This is a genomic window from Shouchella hunanensis (assembly GCF_028735875.1).
GTDB classification, from domain to species: Bacteria; Bacillota; Bacilli; order Bacillales; family Bacillaceae_D; genus Shouchella; species Shouchella hunanensis.
In genome coordinates, this window is sequence record NZ_CP117834.1 from 1,856,523 (window position 1) to 1,880,088 (window position 23,566).

At 36.7% G+C, this 23,566-nt stretch carries 26 protein-coding genes; 17 read left to right on the forward strand and 9 right to left on the reverse strand.

Going from position 1 to position 23,566, the window contains the following annotated elements:
* Positions 1-131: 131 nt before the first annotated feature.
* From PQ477_RS09545 to PQ477_RS09555, 3 genes are all read right to left on the reverse strand, one after another.
* Positions 132-455: a 2Fe-2S iron-sulfur cluster-binding protein gene (locus PQ477_RS09545; protein ID WP_060704268.1), complete on the reverse strand. Its 324-nt coding sequence runs from the start codon at positions 453-455 to the stop codon at positions 132-134.
* A gap of 272 nt (positions 456-727) precedes the next feature.
* Positions 728-1,009, reverse strand: coding sequence for a hypothetical protein (locus PQ477_RS09550; protein ID WP_035392988.1), 282 nt, complete (start codon positions 1,007-1,009; stop codon positions 728-730).
* A gap of 37 nt (positions 1,010-1,046) precedes the next feature.
* Complete coding sequence (locus tag PQ477_RS09555; RefSeq protein ID WP_035392987.1) at positions 1,047-1,235, reverse strand: hypothetical protein; 189 nt, start codon at positions 1,233-1,235, stop codon at positions 1,047-1,049.
* Positions 1,236-1,440: 205 nt separating this feature from the next.
* Here PQ477_RS09555 and glsA point away from each other — a divergent pair, with 205 nt between their 5' ends.
* Positions 1,441-2,370, forward strand: a complete 930-nt coding sequence (gene glsA, locus PQ477_RS09560; RefSeq protein ID WP_144557629.1) for a glutaminase A — start codon at positions 1,441-1,443, stop codon at positions 2,368-2,370.
* Between the two features lie 137 nt (positions 2,371-2,507).
* Here the strand turns inward: glsA and PQ477_RS09565 are convergent, their stop codons facing one another.
* Positions 2,508-3,395, reverse strand: coding sequence for a DMT family transporter (locus tag PQ477_RS09565; protein ID WP_035392986.1), 888 nt, complete (start codon positions 3,393-3,395; stop codon positions 2,508-2,510).
* Positions 3,396-3,869: 474 nt separating this feature from the next.
* Here PQ477_RS09565 and PQ477_RS09570 point away from each other — a divergent pair, with 474 nt between their 5' ends.
* From PQ477_RS09570 to PQ477_RS09610, 9 genes are all read left to right on the forward strand, one after another.
* Positions 3,870-4,010 (forward strand): hypothetical protein, encoded by a 141-nt coding sequence (locus PQ477_RS09570; RefSeq protein ID WP_158318474.1) that lies wholly within the window; start codon positions 3,870-3,872, stop codon positions 4,008-4,010.
* A gap of 62 nt (positions 4,011-4,072) precedes the next feature.
* Entirely contained in the window at positions 4,073-4,213 is a 141-nt protein-coding gene (locus PQ477_RS09575) for a hypothetical protein (protein ID WP_158318474.1), read from the forward strand.
* A 62-nt stretch (positions 4,214-4,275) separates the two neighbouring features.
* Entirely contained in the window at positions 4,276-4,416 is a 141-nt protein-coding gene (locus PQ477_RS09580; RefSeq protein ID WP_158318474.1) for a hypothetical protein, read from the forward strand.
* A 61-nt stretch (positions 4,417-4,477) separates the two neighbouring features.
* Positions 4,478-4,618: a hypothetical protein gene (locus tag PQ477_RS09585; protein WP_158318474.1), complete on the forward strand. Its 141-nt coding sequence runs from the start codon at positions 4,478-4,480 to the stop codon at positions 4,616-4,618.
* Positions 4,619-4,765: 147 nt separating this feature from the next.
* Complete coding sequence (locus tag PQ477_RS09590) at positions 4,766-7,630, forward strand: thiopeptide-type bacteriocin biosynthesis protein (protein ID WP_274273459.1); 2,865 nt, start codon at positions 4,766-4,768, stop codon at positions 7,628-7,630.
* The gene (locus PQ477_RS09595) at positions 7,617-8,618 is read left to right on the forward strand and encodes a hypothetical protein (protein ID WP_274273460.1); all 1,002 of its coding nucleotides are present in this window, start codon (positions 7,617-7,619) and stop codon (positions 8,616-8,618) included. The genes PQ477_RS09590 and PQ477_RS09595 overlap by 14 nt, the downstream gene beginning before the upstream one ends.
* 287 nt (positions 8,619-8,905) lie before the next feature.
* Positions 8,906-9,034, forward strand: coding sequence for a hypothetical protein (locus tag PQ477_RS09600; protein ID WP_274273461.1), 129 nt, complete (start codon positions 8,906-8,908; stop codon positions 9,032-9,034).
* Positions 9,035-9,036: 2 nt separating this feature from the next.
* Complete coding sequence (locus PQ477_RS09605) at positions 9,037-9,633, forward strand: hypothetical protein (RefSeq protein ID WP_274273462.1); 597 nt, start codon at positions 9,037-9,039, stop codon at positions 9,631-9,633.
* Positions 9,623-10,228, forward strand: a complete 606-nt coding sequence (locus PQ477_RS09610) for a Crp/Fnr family transcriptional regulator (RefSeq protein ID WP_274273463.1) — start codon at positions 9,623-9,625, stop codon at positions 10,226-10,228. The genes PQ477_RS09605 and PQ477_RS09610 overlap by 11 nt, the downstream gene beginning before the upstream one ends.
* 73 nt (positions 10,229-10,301) lie before the next feature.
* On the opposite strand, the gene PQ477_RS09615 is transcribed toward PQ477_RS09610, so the two are convergent.
* Positions 10,302-11,597 carry a helix-turn-helix transcriptional regulator gene (locus tag PQ477_RS09615; protein ID WP_274273464.1) on the reverse strand — a complete coding sequence of 432 codons (1,296 nt, stop codon included), beginning with the start codon at positions 11,595-11,597 and terminating at the stop codon, positions 10,302-10,304.
* Positions 11,598-11,862: 265 nt separating this feature from the next.
* On the opposite strand from PQ477_RS09615, the gene PQ477_RS09620 reads away from it, so the two are divergent.
* On the forward strand, positions 11,863-13,128 hold the full coding sequence (locus PQ477_RS09620) for an MFS transporter (RefSeq protein WP_274273465.1): 1,266 nt from the start codon (positions 11,863-11,865) through the stop codon (positions 13,126-13,128).
* A gap of 141 nt (positions 13,129-13,269) precedes the next feature.
* Here the strand turns inward: PQ477_RS09620 and PQ477_RS09625 are convergent, their stop codons facing one another.
* On the reverse strand, positions 13,270-14,121 hold the full coding sequence (locus PQ477_RS09625; protein WP_274273466.1) for an SDR family NAD(P)-dependent oxidoreductase: 852 nt from the start codon (positions 14,119-14,121) through the stop codon (positions 13,270-13,272).
* 346 nt (positions 14,122-14,467) lie between these two features.
* Here PQ477_RS09625 and PQ477_RS09630 point away from each other — a divergent pair, with 346 nt between their 5' ends.
* Positions 14,468-14,995 carry a GNAT family N-acetyltransferase gene (locus tag PQ477_RS09630; protein WP_274273467.1) on the forward strand — a complete coding sequence of 176 codons (528 nt, stop codon included), beginning with the start codon at positions 14,468-14,470 and terminating at the stop codon, positions 14,993-14,995.
* A 212-nt stretch (positions 14,996-15,207) separates the two neighbouring features.
* Complete coding sequence (locus tag PQ477_RS09635) at positions 15,208-16,191, forward strand: aldo/keto reductase (protein WP_274273468.1); 984 nt, start codon at positions 15,208-15,210, stop codon at positions 16,189-16,191.
* 231 nt (positions 16,192-16,422) lie between these two features.
* Here PQ477_RS09635 and PQ477_RS09640 read toward each other — a convergent pair whose 3' ends face one another.
* Complete coding sequence (locus PQ477_RS09640; protein ID WP_035392983.1) at positions 16,423-17,103, reverse strand: type 1 glutamine amidotransferase domain-containing protein; 681 nt, start codon at positions 17,101-17,103, stop codon at positions 16,423-16,425.
* An 82-nt stretch (positions 17,104-17,185) separates the two neighbouring features.
* On the opposite strand from PQ477_RS09640, the gene PQ477_RS09645 reads away from it, so the two are divergent.
* Positions 17,186-17,587, forward strand: a complete 402-nt coding sequence (locus PQ477_RS09645; protein WP_148297212.1) for a MerR family transcriptional regulator — start codon at positions 17,186-17,188, stop codon at positions 17,585-17,587.
* A 249-nt stretch (positions 17,588-17,836) separates the two neighbouring features.
* Here PQ477_RS09645 and PQ477_RS09650 read toward each other — a convergent pair whose 3' ends face one another.
* Together PQ477_RS09650 and PQ477_RS09655 are read right to left on the reverse strand one after the other, a co-directional pair.
* On the reverse strand, positions 17,837-18,535 hold the full coding sequence (locus PQ477_RS09650) for a TetR/AcrR family transcriptional regulator (RefSeq protein ID WP_035392981.1): 699 nt from the start codon (positions 18,533-18,535) through the stop codon (positions 17,837-17,839).
* A gap of 32 nt (positions 18,536-18,567) precedes the next feature.
* Complete coding sequence (locus tag PQ477_RS09655; protein WP_274273469.1) at positions 18,568-19,722, reverse strand: FAD-dependent oxidoreductase; 1,155 nt, start codon at positions 19,720-19,722, stop codon at positions 18,568-18,570.
* Positions 19,723-19,963: 241 nt separating this feature from the next.
* Between PQ477_RS09655 and PQ477_RS09660 the strand changes: the two genes are divergently transcribed.
* The 3 genes from PQ477_RS09660 to PQ477_RS09670 all read left to right on the forward strand — a co-directional run bounded on the left by PQ477_RS09660 (position 19,964) and on the right by PQ477_RS09670 (position 23,170).
* Positions 19,964-20,638: a response regulator transcription factor gene (locus PQ477_RS09660; protein ID WP_274273470.1), complete on the forward strand. Its 675-nt coding sequence runs from the start codon at positions 19,964-19,966 to the stop codon at positions 20,636-20,638.
* Positions 20,635-22,014, forward strand: a complete 1,380-nt coding sequence (locus PQ477_RS09665) for a sensor histidine kinase (RefSeq protein WP_274273471.1) — start codon at positions 20,635-20,637, stop codon at positions 22,012-22,014. The genes PQ477_RS09660 and PQ477_RS09665 overlap by 4 nt, the downstream gene beginning before the upstream one ends.
* 172 nt (positions 22,015-22,186) lie before the next feature.
* Positions 22,187-23,170, forward strand: coding sequence for an alpha/beta hydrolase (locus PQ477_RS09670; RefSeq protein WP_060704260.1), 984 nt, complete (start codon positions 22,187-22,189; stop codon positions 23,168-23,170).
* Positions 23,171-23,566: the final 396 nt, after the last annotated feature.

A 23,566-nucleotide genomic window follows, 5' to 3' on the forward strand; every position in this document is an offset into this window, starting at 1 on the left:
ATGAATTAGTAACCATTATTAATTGATCAAAAACAAGGAGAGCGGTTTCATGTGGCTCCTTGACTTGACTCGATGGTTCAAGACTTAATCAACAAGAGCTGATGCCTAAGCATCAGCTCTTGTTTTGGGTGTCATTCCTCTGGTCGAGTACCAGGGTCCATTTGTTCGCTTGTTGCTGTTCGCAAAGGCTTCACTTTTAAATCTTTCTCAATACGAATTTGGCAGGATAGGCGTAAATGTTCGGCTGTAATCCCTTTTTTCTCTCGGGCAGCAGCTTCTAATTCGCCAATTGGACCAGCATCACCGTCAACAATTTCACAGAGACACGTCGTACAGCGTGCTTTCCCGCCACAGCGGTGAAGGATATCAACGCCGTTATCCTCTAGAGCAAGAACAAGTTTCTTCCCTTGTTCCGCACGGAAGCTGTGATAGCCCTCAGCATGAATCATTGGCATCGTGTTCATTCCCTTCTACATACAGGCTCTTTATAAGTTTAGCATGAAAGTGAAGGAAGTAGAACGATGTTTCTAAGAGGAGAGAAGGCGTAGGTGTGTTGTGCTGCATAACACAATAGGATTTAGCTGTTTTCATAGTTGTATAAGAAAATGATGCTGGTGAACAGAACAAAGAGTGGCACAAAAAAGATGGGTAAAGAGCCAAGAATGGTATAAAAATCGGAACGGAAAAGGAATAGTAGAGATAATAGAAGAGAAGTGATGCTCACTAATCAAAAGAAATAATGTGTGGAGGTAGTCCATTTTTTGACTAACAGGTAGATGGCCATGATGGCAAATCCACTTAACAAGTAGAGAAGACTGGTCCATATAATCGTTTCAGCATTCACAATGGCCCTTTCCCCTATATGTGCCATTACTTTAGTCCAGAAATAAAGAAATGGCAGAAAAACGAGTATATGTACACATGCTGTTTTTTTCTTGCCTAAATAGAGCAGAAGAATGGGACTTAATAAGAAGAGGCCAATAAGGATGGTTGAAAATAGACTTTCCAAGTATAGGCCTCCTTATAGAGAAGTATGTATAGGCCGTTTATTCAAGGCCATAATGGACGAGTAGCTGTGTCTCGAGATGTTCTGCTTGTTCAAAAGGAAGTACGTTACGCTTTTTACGAACATATTCTTCAATAGCGCGCAAGTATGCAGATAATTCGCTTGTAGCGGTTGGCAAAAACTGTTGCGCACGTTCTTCAACTGCTTGTAAATCTTCTGCTGTATACATGATCTTCACTCCTAAGAGATTTCTTATCTCTAGTTTATGGCAGAAGAGGTCCCATAACTAGTTAAGAGCTGTTAAAGATTACGTAAAACTGTCTTAACAGATTGAAAAGTAGCGGAGGAAAGGTCTTGGATGTTTCAAATCAAGCTTTTCGTGGGATAGCGGATAAAATAGGTGAAATGATATAGAGAAAGAGGGAGTGGTTGCGATGCTGTGCCAATCGAATGATGAATTACAGTTATTAGTGAATCAAGCAAGAGAGGTAATTGAGGATGGAAACGTAGCAGACTATATACCAGCACTTGCCAAAGCAGAACAGAACAAATTGTCTGTAGCATTATTCTATCCAGATGGGCGGCTCTATTCTGCAGGGGATACAAGTGAGAATTTTACTTTGCAAAGCATCTCAAAGGTGCTAGCCTTAGCCCTTGCGTTAATTGATCATGGAGAAGAGTATGTGTTCCAACGTGTCGGAAAAGAGCCGACAGGAGATCCGTTTAATTCAATTGCGAAGTTGGAAACAAATAAGCCGTCTAAACCGTTAAATCCGATGATCAATGCAGGCGCCCTTGCCGTTACTCATATGATAAAAGGAGAATCTGTTGGTCATCGTTTTGAACGGTTGCTTGAATTTATTCGTTGCTTATCAAGCAACGAGACCATATCGTACAATGAAGAAATTGCCAAATCTGAGTATGACACAGCGGATTTAAATCGCGCGCTTGCGTTCTTCATGAAACAGCATGATGTCATTACAGAAAACATTGAAGGCTTAATGGATCTTTATACGAAGCAATGCGCAATCGAAATGAATTGCAACGATTTAGCAAGAATCGGCTGTGTGTTGGCGATGGATGGACGTAACCCCGAAACAGATGAACAAATTATCCCTGTAGATGTCGCCCGTATTTGTAAAACGTTTATGGTGACATGTGGAATGTATAATGCATCGGGGGAGTTTGCGATTAATGTCGGTATTCCAGCAAAAAGTGGAGTAGCAGGAGGGATTATGGGTTCAATTCCTAAAAAATGTGGCATTGGCATATTTGGTCCATCCTTAGATGATAAGGGAAATTCAATTGCGGGCATTCGGTTGTTAGAAATGATGTCCAGGCAATATTCGTTATCGATGTTTTAAGCCAAGAGGAGGGAGAATAGCTACAACGATAAGCAATATCGACATTAAGTCTAAGGCTTTTTAATTTTATATCGCTAAACCGGGAACAATAAAAAACAAGAGAGACTCGTTCCTCTCTTGTTTTTTCCTTAATTAATCTAACCTTTTTCATGATCCTTGTCTTTTAGCACTAGCATGACACCAACCAAAATGAATAAGCAACCTATCCAAAATGTAATGCTGATCGTTTCCCCTAATAGGAACCATCCTAATAACGCTCCAACTACTGGTTGAAAGAAAAAGAAAATTCCTCCACTTGAAGCATTTAATAGGTGTAATCCGCGATTCCATAATAAAAACGCTATTGATGTCGAAATAACTCCTAAATATAAAAGACCACCGAGAATAACTGGGTCTTTAAAAACGTGGAAATCTAGTTCATGTAGTGTAGGCAAAACAATTGGCGTTAGGACTACCACTGCTATTAGCGTAGCATATGTTGTTACAACTATTTGTGAGTAATGACTTGGTAACAGTTTAATTAAGACTGACATTAGCGCCCATGTTAATGCTGCTAAGACTAATGTTAAACCACCAATCATACTAGAAAACTCAATACGATCTATCCCTACAATAGTAATAACCCCTATAGTTGCTAACAAAACAGAAATTGCTTTTTTTACTGTTAATCGTTCCTTTAAAATGAGGCTAGCAAAAACAACCATAAAAGCTGGGGTTGTCGCAGTAATAATAGCGCCCATTTGAGCAGTCGAGAGCATCGTACCTGTTTCTTGAGCGACAATCGAAATGACATATCCTATCACTGCAATCAATAAAATAATAAGCAAGTGATTTTTTTTGATTCTCCATTTCTGTTTGGATATCAAGCCAATAATGACCAATGCCACAAGTGCGATGAGATATCTCAACCATACAAGCTCTAGTGGTGGAATGACGGCTACTAATAGTTTTACAACAACATACATTCCGCCCCAAATGCTTGATGCAAGTATAAGAAATAAAGAACCTGATAGTGATTTTTTCATTTTTTACCCTCCGAATAGTTTGACTCATTGATTTGAGCCTAACGGAGAGTGGTATTTCTCATTTGTATTCTCCCCATTAAGCCTTGGAGAATACAAATGGTACATCATTTTCAAAAAGCGGTTTATAAAACATGGAATTACCTCCTTTATTGAATACTCCCACCATAACACAGAATGTTAGTAAGATTATTAATAAAATATGCCTTTATCTTTTCGATATTCGCTTGAAGAGAAAAACCTTTGTAAAGAAGAGTTCGAGTGGCTTCTCTCTTCATTAGCATCCTTTTTTTGTTACATTTGAGCTGCAATACGTATTGAAAACGGCAAATGTAACAGGAAAAACAAAGACTGCATTCGATTTGAAAAATAATTATCTAAAAAATTAGAAAATGTATTTTATAATACATTCTTAAACTAGTATACATTGTATTCTAATGAAGAAGAAAAGAAGAAACCAAGAGAGGAGGCCCTAACATGGAAAACAAAAAAGTAATCAATTCAAATGATATCAATGTGAAATTAGAAGACTATAGCGTTAAATCATCAACAGTTATGCAAGAAATGGAAGCATCCATCTATGCATCAGTAATTATTCGACCAGAGCTAGCCAACTAAATTTGCATGAGCATGACCAGCCTTTAAAATCAAAAACCCCAAAAAAGAGGAGTTGCCCTAACATGGAAAACAAAAAAGTAATCAATTCAAATGATATCAATGTGAAATTAGAAGACTATAGCGTTAAATCATCAACAGTTATGCAAGAAATGGAAGCATCCATCTATGCATCAGTAATTATTCGACCAGAGCTAGCCAACTAAATTTGCATGAGCATGACCAGCCTTTAAAATCAAAAACCCCAAAAAAGAGGAGTTGCCCTAACATGGAAAACAAAAAAGTAATCAATTCAAATGATATCAATGTGAAATTAGAAGACTATAGCGTTAAATCATCAACAGTTATGCAAGAAATGGAAGCATCCATTTACGCTTCAGTAATTATTCGACCAGAGCTAGCCAACTAAATTTGCATGAGCATGACCAGCCTTTAAAATCAAAACCCCAAAAAAGAGGAGTTGTCCTAACATGGAAAACAAAAAAGTAATCAATTCAAATGATATCAATGTGAAATTAGAAGACTATAGCGTTAAGTCATCAACAGTTATGCAAGAGATGGAAGCATCCATTTATGCATCAGTAATTATTCGACCAGAACTAGCAAACTAAGCTTGGATCTATTTTCTAAAAAGGTTGTGTGGTGTGCTTAGATCCACGCCACACAATTATTTTATATTCGTATACGTTATAAATAATACGTTAAAAAATGGGAAAAAGAAATGAACAATTGGATTTAACTCATAAGGAGGAGTACGTATGATTAAAAGAAAAGCCGCATTAAAATTCTCTGCTGTGCGCAAATTGTTTACTGAAGAAGAAGATGAGTATTTGCATGAAGTGATAAGAGACTCGGCTTTCTTAGAAAGGATCTTATTGAATAGTACTCCCTTATACAACAAGTTAAAAAAAATTGTTGATGAAGATAGAAAGATCGATAAAAAAACAAAAAAAACCGTAGTGAACTATTTATTAAGAATGGCGGCGAGACCGCAGCCTAACCGTATTAACTCAGGAATCTGTATGAATGACAGTGACCGTTTTCATGGACGGACCGAATTAAAACAGGTAAGTATATCTTTGGAATGGGAACAAAATGTAATAAGAAAACTCGAAAATTCTATTCTTACGTTTTCCAACATAAAACTGACGTTAAATCCAAAACTATACGAGAAAGATCAACAGTTTTTGTTAGAGAAGTTTTCAAAAGAAAACACGGCCTACATCTATTTAGACAGTTCCAGTTTCTTGAAAGACTTGTTCGACTCCTTAAGATCAACTATTTATAGTCAGACACTATTAGATCAATATCAAGACGATACTCAAAGAGCTCTAGTGCTAGGAGTTATAAAAGAGCTACTAAAATCAGATGTTATAAAAACTGAACTTTCTACTTATTCTGTCAATAGAGATGCTGATGCTTTTTTAGAAAACCTTTTAAACTATAGTAACTACGATGTTGATTTAGTTTCATCTATAAAAACGATTAAAGAATTAGTACATAAATATAGGGAATTGGAAGTTGGCAAAGGGATAGACGTATACAAAGAGTTAATTTCGAAAATGGCGGCATTGTGCAAAAGTTCCTCGTACTTACTTATTGATTTGTCTATATACGATCGTTTGGAGAATAAAGAACAAATTAAACATGCCCTTGATAACGGAGAATCCCTAGAATTAATGACGTTTTTCGATAAACATCAAGGAATTGACTGGAACAACTATTACAATAAATTTATAGGGAAATATGGTTTTTACACTAGGGTTCCTTTACTTGAGATGATAAATAAAGACGCTGGGCTTGGGTTTATGCAGCACCTGTCTTTTGATGATAAAAATAAAAAAATAGAAGAATACGTCCTGAACAAGATAATGCAGTGGCATATAGGAAGCGATAAACCAATGCTTACCCTGACTGAAGAAGACTTTTTATCGATTAAAGCATTATACGGGAGAAAAGGGAACGGCAGGGTTCCTATTTCATTTGATTGCAAGATTGTGGAGAGTAAAGCTGGATTTCTTTTACCTCCAAACGCGTTTTCTTTCCCTCGTTATTCTTTTACAGGCCGCTTTTCGTCTTGTAAGGAAAGTAAAGGAGAGAATTCCCACGGCTATTCAGAAATAAGCTATATTAGCAATTATTTTAAAGATGTCGGTTTAACTTATCGATCTGAGAGCAATACGTTTATCGATTGCATCGGTCACACTGATCAATTAAAAGGGAGAATTCCCTTGAATGAAATTGATATGGTTGCCCATAAGAATCGCCTTCATATGATCCACAAAGATCAAATAATTTATCCTGTATCAACTCATTTGTTCAGTTATCGGAACTTTAATGAACATCCTGCTTTAGTCTTTCTAAGTGAATTTTCTAGGTACTGTTTCGAGTACCCGAATAACTTTCCTATCGAAAATCTCTCTTATTTGGAATATATCCCCAGGATTGAATACAAAAGTCTCATTGTGTCACCTGCTAGAATGAATATTAAATTTGAGCATGAAAGTACGAAGATGGAAAGAGTAAAGAAGATTAACGACCTCTTGAATAAATACAACTTGAATCAAAATAATTATATTTATTTTTTGGAGGGAGATAAAACGCTTCCTGTTCCTCTCAATAATGAGGAGGCTATGTTATTTTTGGAAAGTTGTATAAACAAGAAGGATCAGCTTGTACTGATGGAAGCGCCGGAATTAGATGAATCGACTGAAGAAGTCAGCGATTGGATCTACTCATCAAAACAGTATAACCAAAATCAAGGAACATTTGATCTCGATACGAAGCAAATCGTACATGCACAAAAATTAGAAGAAAAAATAGATCCTTGTATAAATTCTTATCATTTGTACTACAGAAGTGGTAAAAGAGAAAAAGTGGAAAACATGATTTTGGCATTGAATGAAAAAGATCACCTGTTAGAAGATGTATTTATTGTGAATTATATTGATGAGAATAAAAAAGAACATATGCGTGTACGATACAAAAAAAATCTCGAAAAAGAGAGTAAATGGGAAGAAATCTTATCATCAATGCTTTCATCAGGGTGTTTATACGATTTCCAAAAAACGTTGTTTCGGCCTGAAGTAAACAGATATGGTGGAAATGGACTGTACCATCTCGTGTATAAATTGTTTTCAGTTGAAACAAAAGTAATGAATGTATTGAAACAAGCTTACTCACCTTACAATGAAAGTGAAAGTGCATTGTATCTTTCTAGCTATGTATTATATGGATTGCTTGGGAAAGATACAAATCTATTGTTCAAGTACATTGAAAACAGTATAGAGAAAGAGAGCAAATATGTTAAACCATTTGCAAAAAAACGCACGAATTACCGTGGAATCGTGTTACAAGCGTTAAAGGATTACAATGAAACATCACATCCACTGCTAATTGAATACAATCAGTTAGCAGCAGACTTGTTGATAGCAGCTAAAAGCCAACTGTTATCAGATGATTACTTGTTTTACGTTGTACAAAGCATCGTTCATATGGCCATGAATCGTCATTTTCCTTTTAAGAGAGAACTAGAAATAGAAACCAATCAATATATGAGGTTCTCATTTTCAAACATTCGCTATTACCTTCAGGAAGGAGTATTAAAAAATGGAGCATTATAGTATTAAATGTTATGTGGTAGAACCATCTCAAGAATTAAAAGCTACCATAAAAAAACTTATAAAGAATTACAACTTTATGATTGATAAAGGGTGGGAAAATGGCTATCACTTGCACCTTAGAGGCACGATTAGTCGCAGCGATTTATCGTGGATGTTAAAAGAGCTTAAAGAAGGCGTGAATGGTTCTTTAACAAGTTTTGATGAGGCTGAATTTAGTAGAAACTATCAATCTACAGCAACTATATTAAGAAATGCTCACCCGTTTAATCCTATTTTTAAGAACGAAGTTATCGTTAAAGAAGAGGTTCTTATTTTTAATGAGGAATTAGAAGATGAATTGTTTAAAGAGTCGAATAAAATTTTCGATCATTATTTTAGCGAACATTACTTTGAAGAAAATGCTTTGCATCCAATTATTGCTGAAATAATGAAGTTTCATCATAAAATGAAAGAATATGAACAACCAGAGACTTATGTTGTTGAACATCAAGCTTATAATTGTCACCTCTCACACTATGTTGCGTTTATTAATCGTTTAAATGCTCAGGACAAAGAACTAGTAGAAAACGATTTTCAACGGAGGTTTGAAAGCGATTCGAAGGAGGGCTTATTGCATTTCGATCTGTCTCCAACAGCATTAACGGAGAATTTACTCGGTTTCTTTTATAAATTACGCCCTTTAATAGAAAGGAAAGATCTTAACTTCTATATGCCTTTTGATCGTTCTCATATTGATGAAAAGATTGAATATGCTTCCAAAAGACATCAAGTTACTTTTGCAAAAGAGAATATGCATCTTTATTTATACAATGAGGTTCTAATTGCTAACAGATGGGTCACAAATGCTTTATACAAAAAGTTGTTACTTTTAGGTTTAACCAATATGGATCGCTTCTACATGAATTACGTGATCGCTCGGTTAAATTTTTCGGAAAAGGAATTGTCAGATTATCCAGTGCAAAGTCTGAATAAGGCCTCCGTGACATAGAGGTGTATTGACAATAAAATAGATTATTGTAAGCAAGCCGTCAAGGGATTGGAAGCAGATTAGACCAGTTCCAGACGGTATTTTTTTATGTGTAAGAGTCCTTTTTCTCTTACCATTGGTCTATAAGTTTAAAAACTTAACTAGCTGTTAGTCTACTTGTGTGAGTGGTTAATTAAAGCCTTCATAAAAGCACTTTACGTGTGTTTAATTTACAACAATTTAACCTCTTCTTATTAATCAGAATTTAAAGATACAATTCATGTACCAACTAATAAAGGAGAGCGATTATGATGAAAAAATTCATGTTTAGTGTAATGGTAAGCTTTTTGTTAGTAGCTGGAGGATCAACTCTTGATGTAGCTTCTGATGAATATCAACCAGGTCCATTCGGTGATCCAGAGGGTCCTTTAGTTTAATTATGAACCATCAACAGTTTTTAGTAGCAACAAGTGAACTAACGCAAAAAGTATGCAATAAGCACCCTATTTCTACTCCATGCGTGATTTTTAAAGAACATCAACAAAACCAAGTGAAGTTGATTGACTACACGATTGATAAGGATGTATTAAGTCAAATCATATTTGATGTCTTAAGGTCTCTTAGAAAAGAAGAATGCGGGTTACCTATAATTGTTGCTACAGAAAATAATGTGATTAACCGCATGGAATCTGCTGGGGTATATTATGTAAATGTCCTGAAGAATGAATTTGTTTACTTGTTTGGGAGAGAGGATTATAAGCGTTTTTTTGAGAGTCTGACAGTCATTCAAGAAAGATTAAACCTCAAGGGTTCTTTACTTATTAGCTTTTTAACTGACAGTCCTAATCAATGTTCTGTGAATGAAAAACTGTCTGATCAATTGAATGAATTAATCCATCTACATGGTGATCTTAATTGCGAAAGCATTTCGATCGAACATCCAGAAGTCATTACCTTCCCATTACTTAATACTAATTTCAACCTTAGACTACTTCATTGGATTAAAAAAAAAGGTGGAGTTGAACATGTTAAATGAGTGTAAAGAAATTCTTTTAAGTGACTATCAAATTGTCAGTATGGAGCCAGGGTATGTCTATTATCTACAAGAAGGAACTTTGCAATTATGGGAATTACACAATGATGGGGTAGAAATACTCATTAATGTTTTAAAGCCAGACGATGCTGTAAGACTGCCAGATCCTAGCATCAATAGTGTATATGAGTTTAGAACGAATAAAGAAAAGGCACAGTTAATTTTATACAATTGGGATTCTCTCCACAGAATAGAGGAGAAATACTATCTACTGAATAAAGTGGCTACCACAACAATGAGAACAGAAATGATTAATCACATTAAAAGAAAGAAATTTGTGAAAAATAGGTTGGTGTATTTATTGCAATTCTTGTCCAAAGAGTTTGGCGAAATTGAAAACCAGTATTACATTCTAAACATTCCGTTGACCCACGAACATATATCCAGTTTGATCCTCTCTAGTAGGGTAACGGTTACGAAACTCTTAAATGAATTAAAAAAACAAAAGGTCATTACGAATGTTCAAGGGTTTCTTTATTTAAGAAAAGATCTCATTGATCGTGTAGGCAGCTACGATTGCTCTTTAGAAGTTGTTTAATAATAGGTACGTTTACCACTATTCATAAGGACTACCAAGACAGGTACAGGTAGCTTGGACAACATTTCACCATTTACACACTAGAAGAATGGTTAAGTGCCATTAAGTAATACTCGGAAGATTTTTTGTAAAATTTTAAATCAAAGTAGTAATGAGCTAATTCTTCCGCCATTTTCTTTATTAGTATGGAATGGCTATCTTTTTCAGCACGTTCAATCGTACGTTTTAATAATTTTTCGTAGTTAAGAAAATCACCTCTTTGTTTAAAAACAATGGCTTTAATGACATGTAATTCAATGTCTAAATAACTCATTTGGTGTTGATTGACCAAATGTAAGCATGTATCTAGGAGGTCTTTGACTTCTGTCCATTCTTTTTTTAAGAGTTTTATTTCTAATAAGCCTTTCAGAACGTATACTTTACTAACATCACTTTCGAGGTTAGCTAAACTTTTATTGTAATAAACAATGGCTTCGTCATATTTCTCGAGCTTTTGAAACACTTTACCAATATTATACGTGATCATTGTTAATAAACGATTCTTATTTTTTACATTTAAGTCAGCTAAATATCGTTCAGTCTCTTGTAAAGTCCGTAGTGATTTGTCGTATTGTGAAAGCAAATGATATTGAACGCCAAGGGTTACCAATACATTTACTATGTTTTCGGTATCACCTAATTTTAGGAAAAGATCATAAGATTTCTTACAATAGTAGAGGGCTACTGATTTGTCTTCCATTATTCGTTGTTTGACTAAGCTAATATTATAATAGAGTTTGGCACTTTCAATAGTTGTGTTATCGACGTTTAAATTTTCTGATATTGAATAATGGTAATGGGCTTGGGAGAAATTCTGTTTGGAGTAAAAATACTTCCCTAATATATTATGAAGCCTAAAATAAATCTGTTGTTCGTTAAGGTCTTTAAACTCGGTGTTATCTTTTACATCAATTAAGTTTATGTTAGAACGATAAATAGTGTCTGCATCATTCATTTCACCTTTTGTCATTGAATGATTTAATAAGACTGAAAACACTCTAATGAGGAGAGAAGGTTGAAGAAATTCTAATAGAGACATTCTAAGGAGAGCTTCCTCTTCGTTCGATAACGATTTAGATTCTTCCTCTACTTTATTGAGTACAGTTACAATCTTGTCTTGTAGACTAGTCGAACTGTTATGATCCATTATTTCGATAGAGACGTCTAACCTTTTCGAAATCTTATCTAGAAATTGTTTTGATGGCTTCGTCTTTCCATTTTCAATTCGACTTAAATAGGCAACTGAACAAATGCCTTCTACTAATTCTGATTGAGAAAGTTTTTTATAGATCCTTAAATGTCTAATTTTTTCACCTATGTATATACTCATTTGTTCCCTCATTTCAATAAATTATTTATTCGATCTATTTATTAAAAATAGGGGGCGTTATTAGGAAGTAGATAATATACGTTAACATTTGCAATAAAAACGTATCCCCATCCAATTACAGTCGCTTACACACACATTTTGTATAGCTATGTAAATGGAATTATATCAAATAAATTTGGCAAATAGTAAAGTTTTTGGTTTGTATTTAAATAAAAAGACCTATTTTGACGAAATACTTAGTGAATTGTCTGAATGGAGGGTACAAATGAAGGTAAAATTTGAGTCGTTTATGTTAGAAAGGAATTTTATCCTTTTAATGATGGGTGTTTTCATCAATGCGCTAGGAAGTGGTGTATACGCAATAGCCGGAATGTTACTAGTGTTGAGTTTGAGTGGTAGCGTTCTGTATTCTGGTTTTGCTTTATTTGCGATCACCTCAGCAGGTGTACTATCTTTTTTAATTGCACCGTTGGCTAACTATTTTAAGTACAAGAACGGGTTGGTTTATAGTAATCTACTAAAAGCGCTTATCCTTTTTACAATCCCTATATTGCACTACACAGTTGGTCTACATGTATGGTACGTAATTGGTTTATTGTTTATAACAGCTCTATTTACGCAATTTACGTATCCAATTGAATCAACAATCCTGCCTATCATTGTGGGTAAAGATAATGTGATAGCCGCTAACTCCTTTTTGCAAACCATTCGAGAAGCAATGGATATTGCGTTTCTCGCAGGCGCTGGAATTCTTATTACATTTACAGGAACCATTCCAGCTATCATCATCACAGCTACATGTCTCATACTGGTCACGATAGCCTATTCTTTTTTTAACTTCTTACAACCAGACGTAAAGAGAGATCCTTCTACATCCGTAGGTTCTGCAGTTCGTACGTACTTTATTGATTTAAAAGCTGGCTTCACTTATATTGGAAACTCTCTTATTCCTAAGATGATTGTTTCAATTGTTTTTATTAACCTGGCTATGGTGATTATGACGACTAATTTACCCGCGTTTTCTCTTATGAAAGGTAGTGGGATAGAAGCTTCTTATGGGTTTTATTTAGCGGCTATGTCGATTGGAATTATGATTGGAACGATTCTCGCTTCTAAATTAAAACAAATAGATTTCGGTAAATTAATCATCTTTTCTTTTTTCGGCACAGGTGTGATGTGGATTGGAACGGCGCTTCTCCCACTTGTGTTCTCCATGATTTTGTTTAGCATTGGAGCTATTTCAATCGGCATAATAAACATTCTTGTCTTTTCATCAATACAAAGACAAGTCGAAGTCACTTTTATTGGTAGAGTGATAACCCTGATAACGAGCGCAGCTGCTTTAGGAATGCCCATTGGGGCTTTAATAGGTGGAATGCTAGGGGAGATGTTTGCAACAGAAATACCCATTCTCATCTGTGGGGTTTCCATGATGCTATTTAGCCTTTCTTGGTTAAGTAGTTCTGCATTGCGTAAACTTCCAAGTATAGACCACGTTAAGCTTTTCCAAGAATCGAACGTTCAAGCATAGGCTTTATTCAGAAGTTGACAAATGGAACATGAGGACTTGTAGATGACAAAGTTTAGTTGAAGATTTGCGCTGTCCTTTACGTTTGTTTAAATAAAGCAGAGGACATTTCTAAATTGAAATGTCCTCTTAGTTGTAGTTCTTTTAATTCTCTGGGTGTGGAATGGCTTTTTCAGCAGAACGACTTACCGTTTCCCAATCTTTCCATGTCTTTACTTTACTCAATTCATGTTCAATGGCTGCATCAAAGACGTGACTCCCTAAAATGAGTCTTAAAGGTGGCTTCTCGTTATGAATCAGTTTTAGTAATGCAGTGGCGGCTTCCTTAGGGTGGCTATCTTTACTTTCATCGTTTTGTGTTTCTAAAAATTCTCGAACAGGATTATATCCTTCATGTATAGTAGTGAACTGCATGTTTGTATATAAATTTGTCCAATATCCGCCTGGCTCTACAATAGATACATGAACCCCAAAATGAGAGACCTCTTGTGCTAATGCTTCACTAAAACCTTCTAATGCGAACTTACTTGCACTGTAGATTCCAGTCATTGGGCCAGCAAGAATGCCTCCTATACTCGATATTTGTATAATGTGACCAGACTTTTGTTTTCTTAGGTGAGGTAAAACAGCTTGGCTAACCCAAACGGCACCATAAAAATTAGTTTCGATTTGTTGTTTAATGTCACCCTCAGTAAATTCTTCAACCATTCCCAATACCATGTTACCGGCATTGTTTACCACTACATCAAGTTTACCAAAATGATTAATGGCTTCTTCAACAACCTCAAAAACAGATACCCGTTCAGTGATATCCAACTTAACAGATTTAAAGGTAGTTTTATACCTTTTTTCCAATTCTGTTAATGGGGCTATATTTCGAGCAACTCCGACTACTTTATCTCCTGAGCTAAGTGCTGCTTTCGTAAATTCAAGTCCTAATCCGCTACTTGCACCGGTGATAAACCAGACTCTTGGTGTTGATTTGGTTTGTTTCATTATTCATTCACTCCTCATTTATTCCTTTATCTTCATCATAAAAAGAAATAGAACAGTGTCTCTAAGACGTTCATTTTAGAGGGGAGGAAAGTCAATGTATATAAAAAAGAGCATGGAGGATAGACCACCACACTCTTCAATAATCGATTAAGAGATATAAATGGACAGACAATTTCCGCTAAACTCTGAAATGTAATCCAGAGCCACTGAACTATAAAGTTAGCTGTTCAATGCGCGGATAATTACGATCATCTATAATCCCTCCTTCATTTAGTTGTTTCATAATAGCTTATAAAATCGTACTAGTCAAATTGTTGATTAACTTGATCCATCTGTGTAAATGAGGGTGACAATAGGATATAATAAGCAAAAAACGATCGTACACATGTATAGCCAAAGAAAGGGATGGATAGAAGTGAACGGTATTAAGCCAATAGATCAATTGAATCGTAATCGAGAAACTAAACTGCTACAAATATGGGAATCTGGTGTTAACGAAACACACAGCTTTTTATCGTCTTCAGATATAGAACAAATTAGACCTGATGTTCTGTTAGGCATAAGAAGCGTAGAACATCTTCTTTGTTTTTATAAGAATAGTCAGGTTGTAGGTTTTATTGGTGTTGATAATAAAAAAATAGAGATGCTATTTATTGATTCCGCAGTAATGGGAGAAGGAATAGGAAAGAAATTGCTGTCTTATGCAGTTGAAACGTTACATGCTACAGTAGTAGACGTTAATGAACAAAATACCCATGCGGTTCAGTTTTATAAACATATGGGATTTAAACAAATTCATCGTTCTGAACACGATGATAGAGGAAGACCTTTTCCCATACTAACGATGAAAATGGCAAGCTCAATCATTAGCTAGAGTCGTTTGTTCTATCCCTTCGAAATAGGTTTTATTTCAAAAAAACTTGTTAAACGAAGGCAGTTTCTATATAGTTATCGTATTTTGCATACACGAAAGTCTAAGTTAGTGTCTAGCTAAGACGTAGGAGGCTATTTTTAAAACACCTAATATTATGCAAATAGTTAGATAACGTTTAAACTAAGTAAAACGTTAAGAAGGAGCTGAGGGAATTGCAATATAGACAATTGGGAGACACTGATTTAAAGATTAGTCAGCTAAGCTTTGGAACTTGGGCAATAGGTGGATCGTGGGGAAAGACGAATGACAAAGAATCTTTGAAAGCGCTTGAAACAGCAATGGATCATGGTGTGAATTTTTTTGATACGGCTGATGTATATGGGGACGGTCATAGCGAAGAGCTTCTTGCACAAGCAACGAAGGGGAAAGAAGATGATGTCTATATTGCCACAAAATTTTGTCGAGCAGGGGATATCTTTTCACCTGATACGTATTCCGCTGAGCAAGTGCGTTCATATTGCGAAAATAGCCTGAAACGTTTAAATAGGGAGCGCTTGGATTTATACCAGATTCATTGTCCACCTCTTGACATTCTTAAGAATGGAGAAGTGTTTGCTGTACTTGATCAGCTTCAAGCTGAAGGAAAGATACGAAATTATGGAGTAAGTGTTGAAACCATAGAGGAAGGTCTATTATGTTTAGAAAATCCGAATGTGAAGGCACTGCAGGTTATCTTTAATCTTCTTAGACAAAAGCCCCTTGAGACACTATTACCGAAGGCAAAGGAGCGAGGAGTGGGAATTATTGCGAGAGTTCCTTTGGCAAGTGGACTTTTAACAGGCAAATTTATAAACACGCACACGTTTGAAAAAGACGACCACCGGAATTTTAATCGTGATGGGAATTCATTTAATGTTGGTGAAACGTTTGGTGGGATTGAATTCGAGAAGGGAGTCGAACTGGCTCAAAACCTATCTTGGATTAAAGATGGTCGTAAGCATCTTTCGAGTGCTGCGCTTCGCTGGATACTAGATCAAGAAGAGGTAACAACTGTAATACCTGGATTTAAAACTGTTGAGCAAGTAGAGAAAAATCTAGAGGCTATACATGAGCCTAAATTCACAGCCGAGGAATTGAAAAATCTGGCTGCATTTTATAAATCAGAAGTTGAGCAGCATATTCGAGGACCTTACTAAGTAACAATAAAAGATACATTTTAAACAGGAAAAAGTTATTAGATATGCTAAAAATGGTTGCCTAATTCATTCAAGTATATGACACAAAAACAACTGACTGATCATCGGTTGTTTTTGTGTATATTTTGACCTGAAAAGCTTTTAGTACAAACCTTTTAGCAGTACTGTACACGAAGTGAGCCGTTGAATACAGCTCCAATTAAGCATAAGATCGTTCGTTGCGCTAAAAAATTATTTTAGAAGTTGTTTGATGACAAGATCTGCCACAGGACCTCCTGAAGCTGGGTTTTGTCCTGTCACAAGACGACCGTCTTCTACTGCATAAGGTTCAAATGCGTTGGCTTTTTGGAAGTTTGCACCACGATTGATTAGCTCTGTTTCAGTTAAATATGGCACATATTGATCTAACTCCGCCATTTTCTCTTCTTCATTTGTAAACCCTGTCACGGTTTTACCCTCGACCAAGTACGCTCCATCAACTGTTTTAATATTTAAAAGCCCAACGGCTCCATGACAAACAGAGGATATGATCCCGCCATTAGAATAAATCGCTTGGCTAATTTGTTGAAGTTCTTCGTTTTCAGGAAAATCCCATATGGTTCCATGGCCACCTGCGTAATAAATTACTCCATAATCATTAGCATTTATTTCGCTCGGTTTAAGTGTACTTCCTAAACGTTTCATGAAATCTGGATTTTGATAGTATTTCCAATCTATCTCCTCTGCTTCAGCAAGGCTATGTGGATCAATTGGTGTATAACCACCTAACGGGCTAACATAATCAACTTCATAACCAGCTTGCTCCACTTTATCGACAAAGTGAACTGCTTCACCTAACCATAACCCGGTTGCTCGGTTTAACCCTGGATATTTTGGATGGCTACTAACAACTACTAATATTTTTTTGGACACAAATACCACTCCTTTTTAATGATGAATCGATTATACTAATTAAAGTTAACTTTAAGTCAAGAACAAAGGGTGGTAGAACATTTTGGCAACTTACACTATGTCTGAAATTGTTGAAATAGTTGGTTTAACAGCCTCAACACTTCGATATTACGAAAGTGAAAAATTAATTCCGAAAGTTAAAAGAAACTCATCTGGACGAAGGTATTATAGCGATACAGACGTACAGTGGATTCTTTTTATTAAAGCATTACGGAATACAGAAATGCCAATTGAGCAGATTAAAAAATACGTTTTGCTGTTTAAACAAGGGAATGAAACTATACATGAAAGAAAGATGTTTATTGAAGCACACACTAATAAGGTTGAAAAAGAAATTGAGGAAAAAGTGAATAACTTAGAAACGTTGAAGAAAAAACTGAAGTATTACGAACTCATGGACAAAAGGAAACAGAGATTAAATCGTAGAGCATTTGATCAAACTTAAAGGAGTTTACAATTCCTATTTACCCCGCTCAACTGTTGGAAACTGAGCGGGAATAGCGTTAGGATTTGTTTTTTTTCAGGACAATACTCCTGCACAACTCGGAATGCTTATGTCTTACGTATGAAAAAAATTGCCTAATAATACAAGTAGATAACTTCTTTTTTAAGGTTGGAGTGTGCTAATTAACTGTTAATTTGCCCCAATCATTTCACAAAAAAAAGCTTCGTTTCATTTTAAAGGCAAGCATCACTAAATAGTTCTTTTTTCTTGCTTCTCTGATGCAAAGAGTCCATTTAAAATAACCTTTAACCCCCATATTAATCGCTCATTCTTTGCTTTATCACCAGAAAATAAGTCATTCTTATACGCAAAAATAGCAGGGAATTGACTAGCATCTACTGATAATAGGGACTCTCTCATTGAATGAAATGATTTAAGGTCATTTTTTTTCCAAGAAGCATGTTCAAAACTTGAAGATACTACGTACATCATTAAGGCGTCCATACCCCATGCTACAGTCACCGGCTTTAACCCGCTGAATGACAGTTGCTTAAGTAAATATTCCATTAGAACGATTGAATTTTTACCAAGTGGTACGGTGGTCATGGCCAGTTCAGCTACACCAGGATGTTGATATAACCTATCATGGTAAGATAACAATACTGCTATCAGGTTGTCTCGCCACGTTTTTTTACTTTCCGGATTATTGGGGAAGGTAATGTCAGACAGGCTGTAGTCTAACACATAAGAACACAATTCTTCTGAGTTTTTTACATAGACATATAAAGATGATGCACCAGTGTCAAGAGCTTTTGCCACTTTACGCATCGTCAGTCCGTTAATTCCTTCATTTGTAAGCAATAAGTAAGCTTCTTTAATAATTCGTTCCTTGCTTAGTGGGTCTTTAGCCGGTCGAGAACGACGGCTAGAACGGTTGTCATTATTCATGCTACTCTCTACTCCTATATTACTAACATTTTTTATTCCTTAAAAGAATTCATTAACGCTCCTAATTTAGCTGCAGCATCTTCTGAAAAGAAAAGGTCCATATTCTCTTTTGTTTCTTTTGAAGCCTTTGCAGCATAATCGAACATTTTCTTTTCATATTCTCTGATTGCTGTTTCTTGATTGTCAGTATTTATGATCGATAATGCGAGCTCTGCCCCGTCTAACATGGCTAGATTTGCACCTGCACCTGCAAATGGAGACATAAGATGTGCGGCATCTCCTATTAATGTCACGCCCTTTTTATTCTCCCACTTATGAGCTACTGGTAACATGTAGATTCGTCTTGGGGTAATTTCTTCATTAGCACAAATAATATATTGTTTGAGTTCATCAGACCAGTCTGAATATAAGTTTAACAATGTCTGCTTAGCGATCTCAGGTTCGTTATTCGATAGCTCTAACGTTTCTAAAAAGTTAGCTTCGGCTTTAAAGCCTAAATAAATACGAATACGTCCATCACCATTCATTTGTGCAATGATTGTCTTATAATCACTTAAAGCATACACTGTACCTGGACCATTATAAGCAACGAGCTCAGGAAAAAGCTCCTCTGCATTTGTAATGTTCAATTCGACCATACTTATTCCAGAATACTTTGCTTTTTCATCACTTACTAAAGGTCGAATACGAGAGAAAGCCCCATCGGCCGCAATGATAAGATCAACAACATCGGTATGGCCATTCTCAAAATGAAGTTCATACTTCGTATTATCAATTGGTACCGCACCAGTACATGTATGACCCCATAAAATCGTATCGGATTGTAATGAATCCAGTAACAAATTCCTTAGTTCTGTTCTATCTACTTCTGGACGAGAGCCCCCTTCTGCTGTTGGTAATACATCACGATCTTCATGATAAATCTTTCCGTTCTTATCCACCGTCTTACTACTCTGACCTTCAAAGCGGCATACTTCATAAAATAAATCGAGCAAACCTGCTATTTTTAACGCCCTTTGCCCTGTGTGTGTTTCAAGGTCAAGTGTCCCACCTTGTGGACGTACATGTCTAGAAGCTTCCCCTTCGTATATTACAGGGGTATATCCTGCATTTTGTAAAATTTTTGCTAGTGTTAGTCCACCAAGTCCAGCGCCAATTATAGCAATCCGATGAGATAGGTTATTCATTTTCCTTCACTCCATATAGTCTAAGATTTGAAAAAGATTTTCTATAAAAAAGGAATCAAATAAGTTATACCACAACGAACATCGTTCGTAAAGAACGGTGTTCGTTGTGGCTGGTGATTTTTTGCCGTTCCAGGTTCTTTGGTCACCTGTTCCTTTTTTTATAGGGAGATGGGCAAGAATAGGGAGAGTTTATGTTTTATAGTATAATGGTTATAAATTGGGAAAGAGAAAGAGGAAACAGATGCCTACTATACTGGTTGCTGATGACGATGAGAACATTCGCGAACTCGTTTGTTTATTTCTGCGGAATGATGGATATACAATAGCCGAAGCAGTGGACGGAAAAGAAGCGTTAGACGTCTACGCCTCGACTGATGTGGATTTGGTTGTGCTCGATATTATGATGCCGGTCATGGATGGATGGACTTTATGCAAGGAGTTACGACGAGCAAACCCTAAATTGCCCTTGCTTATGCTGACGGCCAGAGGCGAAACATGGGAGAAAGTAAAAGGGTTTGAGCTTGGCACAGATGATTATTTGACGAAACCATTTGACCCGCTAGAGTTGATGGCTCGTGTTCAGGCGTTGCTGAAACGATATCGAATTGGGGTGACGCAGACGATCCAATTTGAAAACGTTACTCTTGACCGGCAGACATATAAAGTAACAAGAGGAACAGAATCCCTTACTTTGCCGTTGAAAGAGTTCGAATTGCTGTATAAGCTCGCTGAAACGCCGGGACAAGTTTATACTCGAGAGCAGTTAATTGATCAAATTTGGGGGATTGATTACACAGGCGATGAACGGACAATCGATGTCCACATCAAGCGCCTGCGTGAGAAGTTTGCAGACACACCTGATTTTCAACTGGAAACCGTCCGTGGTCTTGGTTACCGGCTTGGGGTGTATAAATGATCAGCTCCTTATATACACGAGTTGTTCTAATCTTTTTGTCCTCTGTTATTGGAGGGACGGTCATTGCGTTTTTTGTGGCAACGTGGATATTTGAAGAGCAATTAAACGAAAACCTGCAAATTACCTTGCTCGATTTTGGACAAGATATTGCTCAACTGTATGAGACTTTTCCATTAGAAGAAGCGGATTCATTTGTTTCTGGAATGAAACAGCTCAACTCTTATCACATTCGAATCTATGAAGAAACTGGAGAACTCCAATCTTATGGATCATTTGATGAAGATAGTATTTCAAGGGTGACCAAGGAAGAGGTAGAGGAAGTACTATCGGGAGAACTGGTGCAAGTTCCAACAAACGGGATCAATCCGATTCGCTTAGGAATGCCATTGACCACGGAAGCGGGAACAAAAGCCATGTTTGTCGAATCTGTATCACCGTCTTCCTCTTCCTTTCTTGTGAAGTGGATTTTTTATTTCTTGGCTTTTTCCTTAATTTTTGGAAGTTTATTGGTTTTAATTGCTGCAAGGTTTTTGGTCAGGCCGATTAAAAAACTAACCGAAGCAACTAGACGGGTCGCAGGGGGAGATTTTAACGTCAAACTAACGATTAAGCAAAAAGGCGAGTTAGGCATACTGGCTCGCAGCTTTGAAGAAATGATGCGGGACTTACAGCAACTTGAACAAATGCGAAAGGAATTTGTTTCCAATGTCTCGCACGAAGTCCAATCACCGCTTACCTCGATATCAGGTTATGCAGCAGCTCTGAAACAAGTGGACCTTGAGGCGGACAAGCGAAATCGTTATCTTGAGGTAATTATTGCCGAAGCGGGACGTATGTCGAAGATGAGTGACAGTCTGTTAAAACTAAGCTTACTCGAATCAAATTCGCAGCAGGTGCATCTGACCACGCTCAATCTTGATGAACAAATTAGGCGGGTTATCGTTGCCATTCAGCCGCAATGGTCAGCTCGTGACATTCGTTTTGAGCTGGATTTAAGAACGGTTGCGATAACGGCTGATCATGAACTGTTGAACCAAGTATGGACGAACCTCCTTGGCAATAGCATTAAGTTTTCTGAGGAGAACAGCACGATTGATGTCAGCATTCAACAAGATTCAAAAAACGTAACGGTTCGAGTATCTGATACAGGTATTGGTATTTCTCTTGAAGATCAGAAACGTATATTTGAACGCTTTTTTAAGGCTGATCGATCGCACAGCCTTAAGTATGGTGGAAGTGGTATGGGGCTTGCTATTGTGAAACAAATCGTCACGCTTCACCAAGGTGAGATTCGAGTAGAAAGTGAGCTTAACCGAGGAACAACGTTTATTGTCACGCTGCCTGTATCAATGGCTTCATCTAATCTAGGAACATAACTAGGATTATTTTACGCTTTCGACTACTCCTTTTTGCTGCAGCACCGTGTGAGGCTGTAGCTTTTTTACTTGTTCATATTCTGTTCATATTGGCGTCATTAAGAGTACATATTAATCGTATAAACTTTCATTAACGGATAAGAGTTGTACAACAAGATATCGACAGGAGAAGATGAAAGTGAAACAAAAAGAGACTGAAAGCAGAACAAGTAAAAAAACAAAGAAAGTGTTATCCATTCTTCTAAAAATAGTGGCAGCCATCATTCTAGTCATCGCCCTGTTCTTTGCAGTTGTTTTTATTATCAATCTGATCAGCAGTAAATTTGAGGAAGCCCAGATTGAATCGTATGGACAGCTTGTGCAAGTGGATGGCGAAACTATGAATGTGCTAATTGAGGGAGAGGGTGAAGAAACGATTGTTCTTCTCCCAGGCTATGGAACAGCTGCGCCTGCTCTTGATTTTAAACCGCTTATCGAAGAGCTTGCTCCATTTTATAAAGTCGTTGTTGTCGAACCTTTTGGCTATGGATTAAGTGATCATACAGATAAAGAAAGAACGACAGAAAACATTGTCTTTGAAATCCATGAAGCGCTGCAAAGTCTAGATATTGATGAGTACATTTTAATGGGGCACTCCATTGCCGGCATTTATGGACTCAATTATGTGAACAAATACGAAGATGAAGTACAAGCGTTTGTTGGTATTGATACGAGCGTACCAACACAAGGTGGGATGGACGAGGAACTTCCAATCAGTACCTTTCACTTCCTGAGAAAATCTGGTTTAGGCAGACTGGTCATTAACCTAGGTGATGACCCATACGAAACACTGCCTTTTGATGAAGAAACAAAAGAACAGATGAGATTGATCACACACAAAAATTTGTTTAACGCGAGCAATTTGAATGAAATGAAGCATTTTAGTTCAAATTTTAAGGAGGCACAATCATTGGCTTTCCCTGATGAACTTCCGTTGCTCCTCTTTATACAAGCGGATAATTCAGACGTGGAAGGATGGATTCCACTACATGAAGAGCAAGTAGAGAATTCCTTGCATGGCAAGACGATGCTAATTGATGCAGACCATTATTTGCACCATACGAAATCAAAGGAAATGGTTGATACCATGAGAGTATTTTTAGGAGAAACAGAATAAAGAGAGAGGGGACTTTAGCTCTCGTTCATCTATGCACGGTAAAGAGTGATTACGATAATATGTACTCACTTTGTTGACCGTAGTTAAAAGTGGTAACTGTAGTAGAGGAGGGCCTGTATTTAGGAGGGCTGCAAGGGGACACCGTGTTGTCTTGCCCATTAATGTTTCACGTGGTCATTGCTTTTTTGCCAACATGAAATGGAAAGCTAATACGATAATTCAAACCCTCATGATGATTCTGACGATTACTTTGGTTATACGGAGAAATTCGGTAACCATGGTGGGCAAGGTGAATATGTAACAGCGTGTGTCTACTGCAAAGCTCCGTTCAAGATGAAGCGTTTAAGTGTATTGAAAAAAGCGGTGAACCTTAAAGGTTCATCGCTTTTTAGTTGT

Excerpts from the sequence above, each read along its gene's own strand:
- PQ477_RS09545 (WP_060704268.1), bottom strand. The coding sequence starts at position 455 with ATGCCAATGATTCATGCTGAGGGCTATCACAGCTTCCGTGCGGAACAA.
- PQ477_RS09555 (WP_035392987.1), bottom strand. The coding sequence starts at position 1,235 with ATGTATACAGCAGAAGATTTACAAGCAGTTGAAGAACGTGCGCAACAG.
- glsA (WP_144557629.1), top strand. The coding sequence starts at position 1,441 with ATGCTGTGCCAATCGAATGATGAATTACAGTTATTAGTGAATCAAGCA.
- PQ477_RS09565 (WP_035392986.1), bottom strand. The coding sequence starts at position 3,395 with ATGAAAAAATCACTATCAGGTTCTTTATTTCTTATACTTGCATCAAGC.
- PQ477_RS09570 (WP_158318474.1), top strand. The coding sequence starts at position 3,870 with ATGGAAAACAAAAAAGTAATCAATTCAAATGATATCAATGTGAAATTA.
- PQ477_RS09575 (WP_158318474.1), top strand. The coding sequence starts at position 4,073 with ATGGAAAACAAAAAAGTAATCAATTCAAATGATATCAATGTGAAATTA.
- PQ477_RS09580 (WP_158318474.1), top strand. The coding sequence starts at position 4,276 with ATGGAAAACAAAAAAGTAATCAATTCAAATGATATCAATGTGAAATTA.
- PQ477_RS09585 (WP_158318474.1), top strand. The coding sequence starts at position 4,478 with ATGGAAAACAAAAAAGTAATCAATTCAAATGATATCAATGTGAAATTA.
- PQ477_RS09590 (WP_274273459.1), top strand. The coding sequence starts at position 4,766 with ATGATTAAAAGAAAAGCCGCATTAAAATTCTCTGCTGTGCGCAAATTG.
- PQ477_RS09595 (WP_274273460.1), top strand. The coding sequence starts at position 7,617 with ATGGAGCATTATAGTATTAAATGTTATGTGGTAGAACCATCTCAAGAA.
- PQ477_RS09600 (WP_274273461.1), top strand. The coding sequence starts at position 8,906 with ATGATGAAAAAATTCATGTTTAGTGTAATGGTAAGCTTTTTGTTAGTA.
- PQ477_RS09605 (WP_274273462.1), top strand. The coding sequence starts at position 9,037 with ATGAACCATCAACAGTTTTTAGTAGCAACAAGTGAACTAACGCAAAAA.
- PQ477_RS09610 (WP_274273463.1), top strand. The coding sequence starts at position 9,623 with ATGTTAAATGAGTGTAAAGAAATTCTTTTAAGTGACTATCAAATTGTC.
- PQ477_RS09615 (WP_274273464.1), bottom strand. The coding sequence starts at position 11,597 with ATGAGTATATACATAGGTGAAAAAATTAGACATTTAAGGATCTATAAA.
- PQ477_RS09620 (WP_274273465.1), top strand. The coding sequence starts at position 11,863 with ATGAAGGTAAAATTTGAGTCGTTTATGTTAGAAAGGAATTTTATCCTT.
- PQ477_RS09625 (WP_274273466.1), bottom strand. The coding sequence starts at position 14,121 with ATGAAACAAACCAAATCAACACCAAGAGTCTGGTTTATCACCGGTGCA.
- PQ477_RS09650 (WP_035392981.1), bottom strand. The coding sequence starts at position 18,535 with ATGAATAATGACAACCGTTCTAGCCGTCGTTCTCGACCGGCTAAAGAC.
- PQ477_RS09655 (WP_274273469.1), bottom strand. The coding sequence starts at position 19,722 with ATGAATAACCTATCTCATCGGATTGCTATAATTGGCGCTGGACTTGGT.
- PQ477_RS09660 (WP_274273470.1), top strand. The coding sequence starts at position 19,964 with ATGCCTACTATACTGGTTGCTGATGACGATGAGAACATTCGCGAACTC.
- PQ477_RS09665 (WP_274273471.1), top strand. The coding sequence starts at position 20,635 with ATGATCAGCTCCTTATATACACGAGTTGTTCTAATCTTTTTGTCCTCT.
- PQ477_RS09670 (WP_060704260.1), top strand. The coding sequence starts at position 22,187 with ATGAAAGTGAAACAAAAAGAGACTGAAAGCAGAACAAGTAAAAAAACA.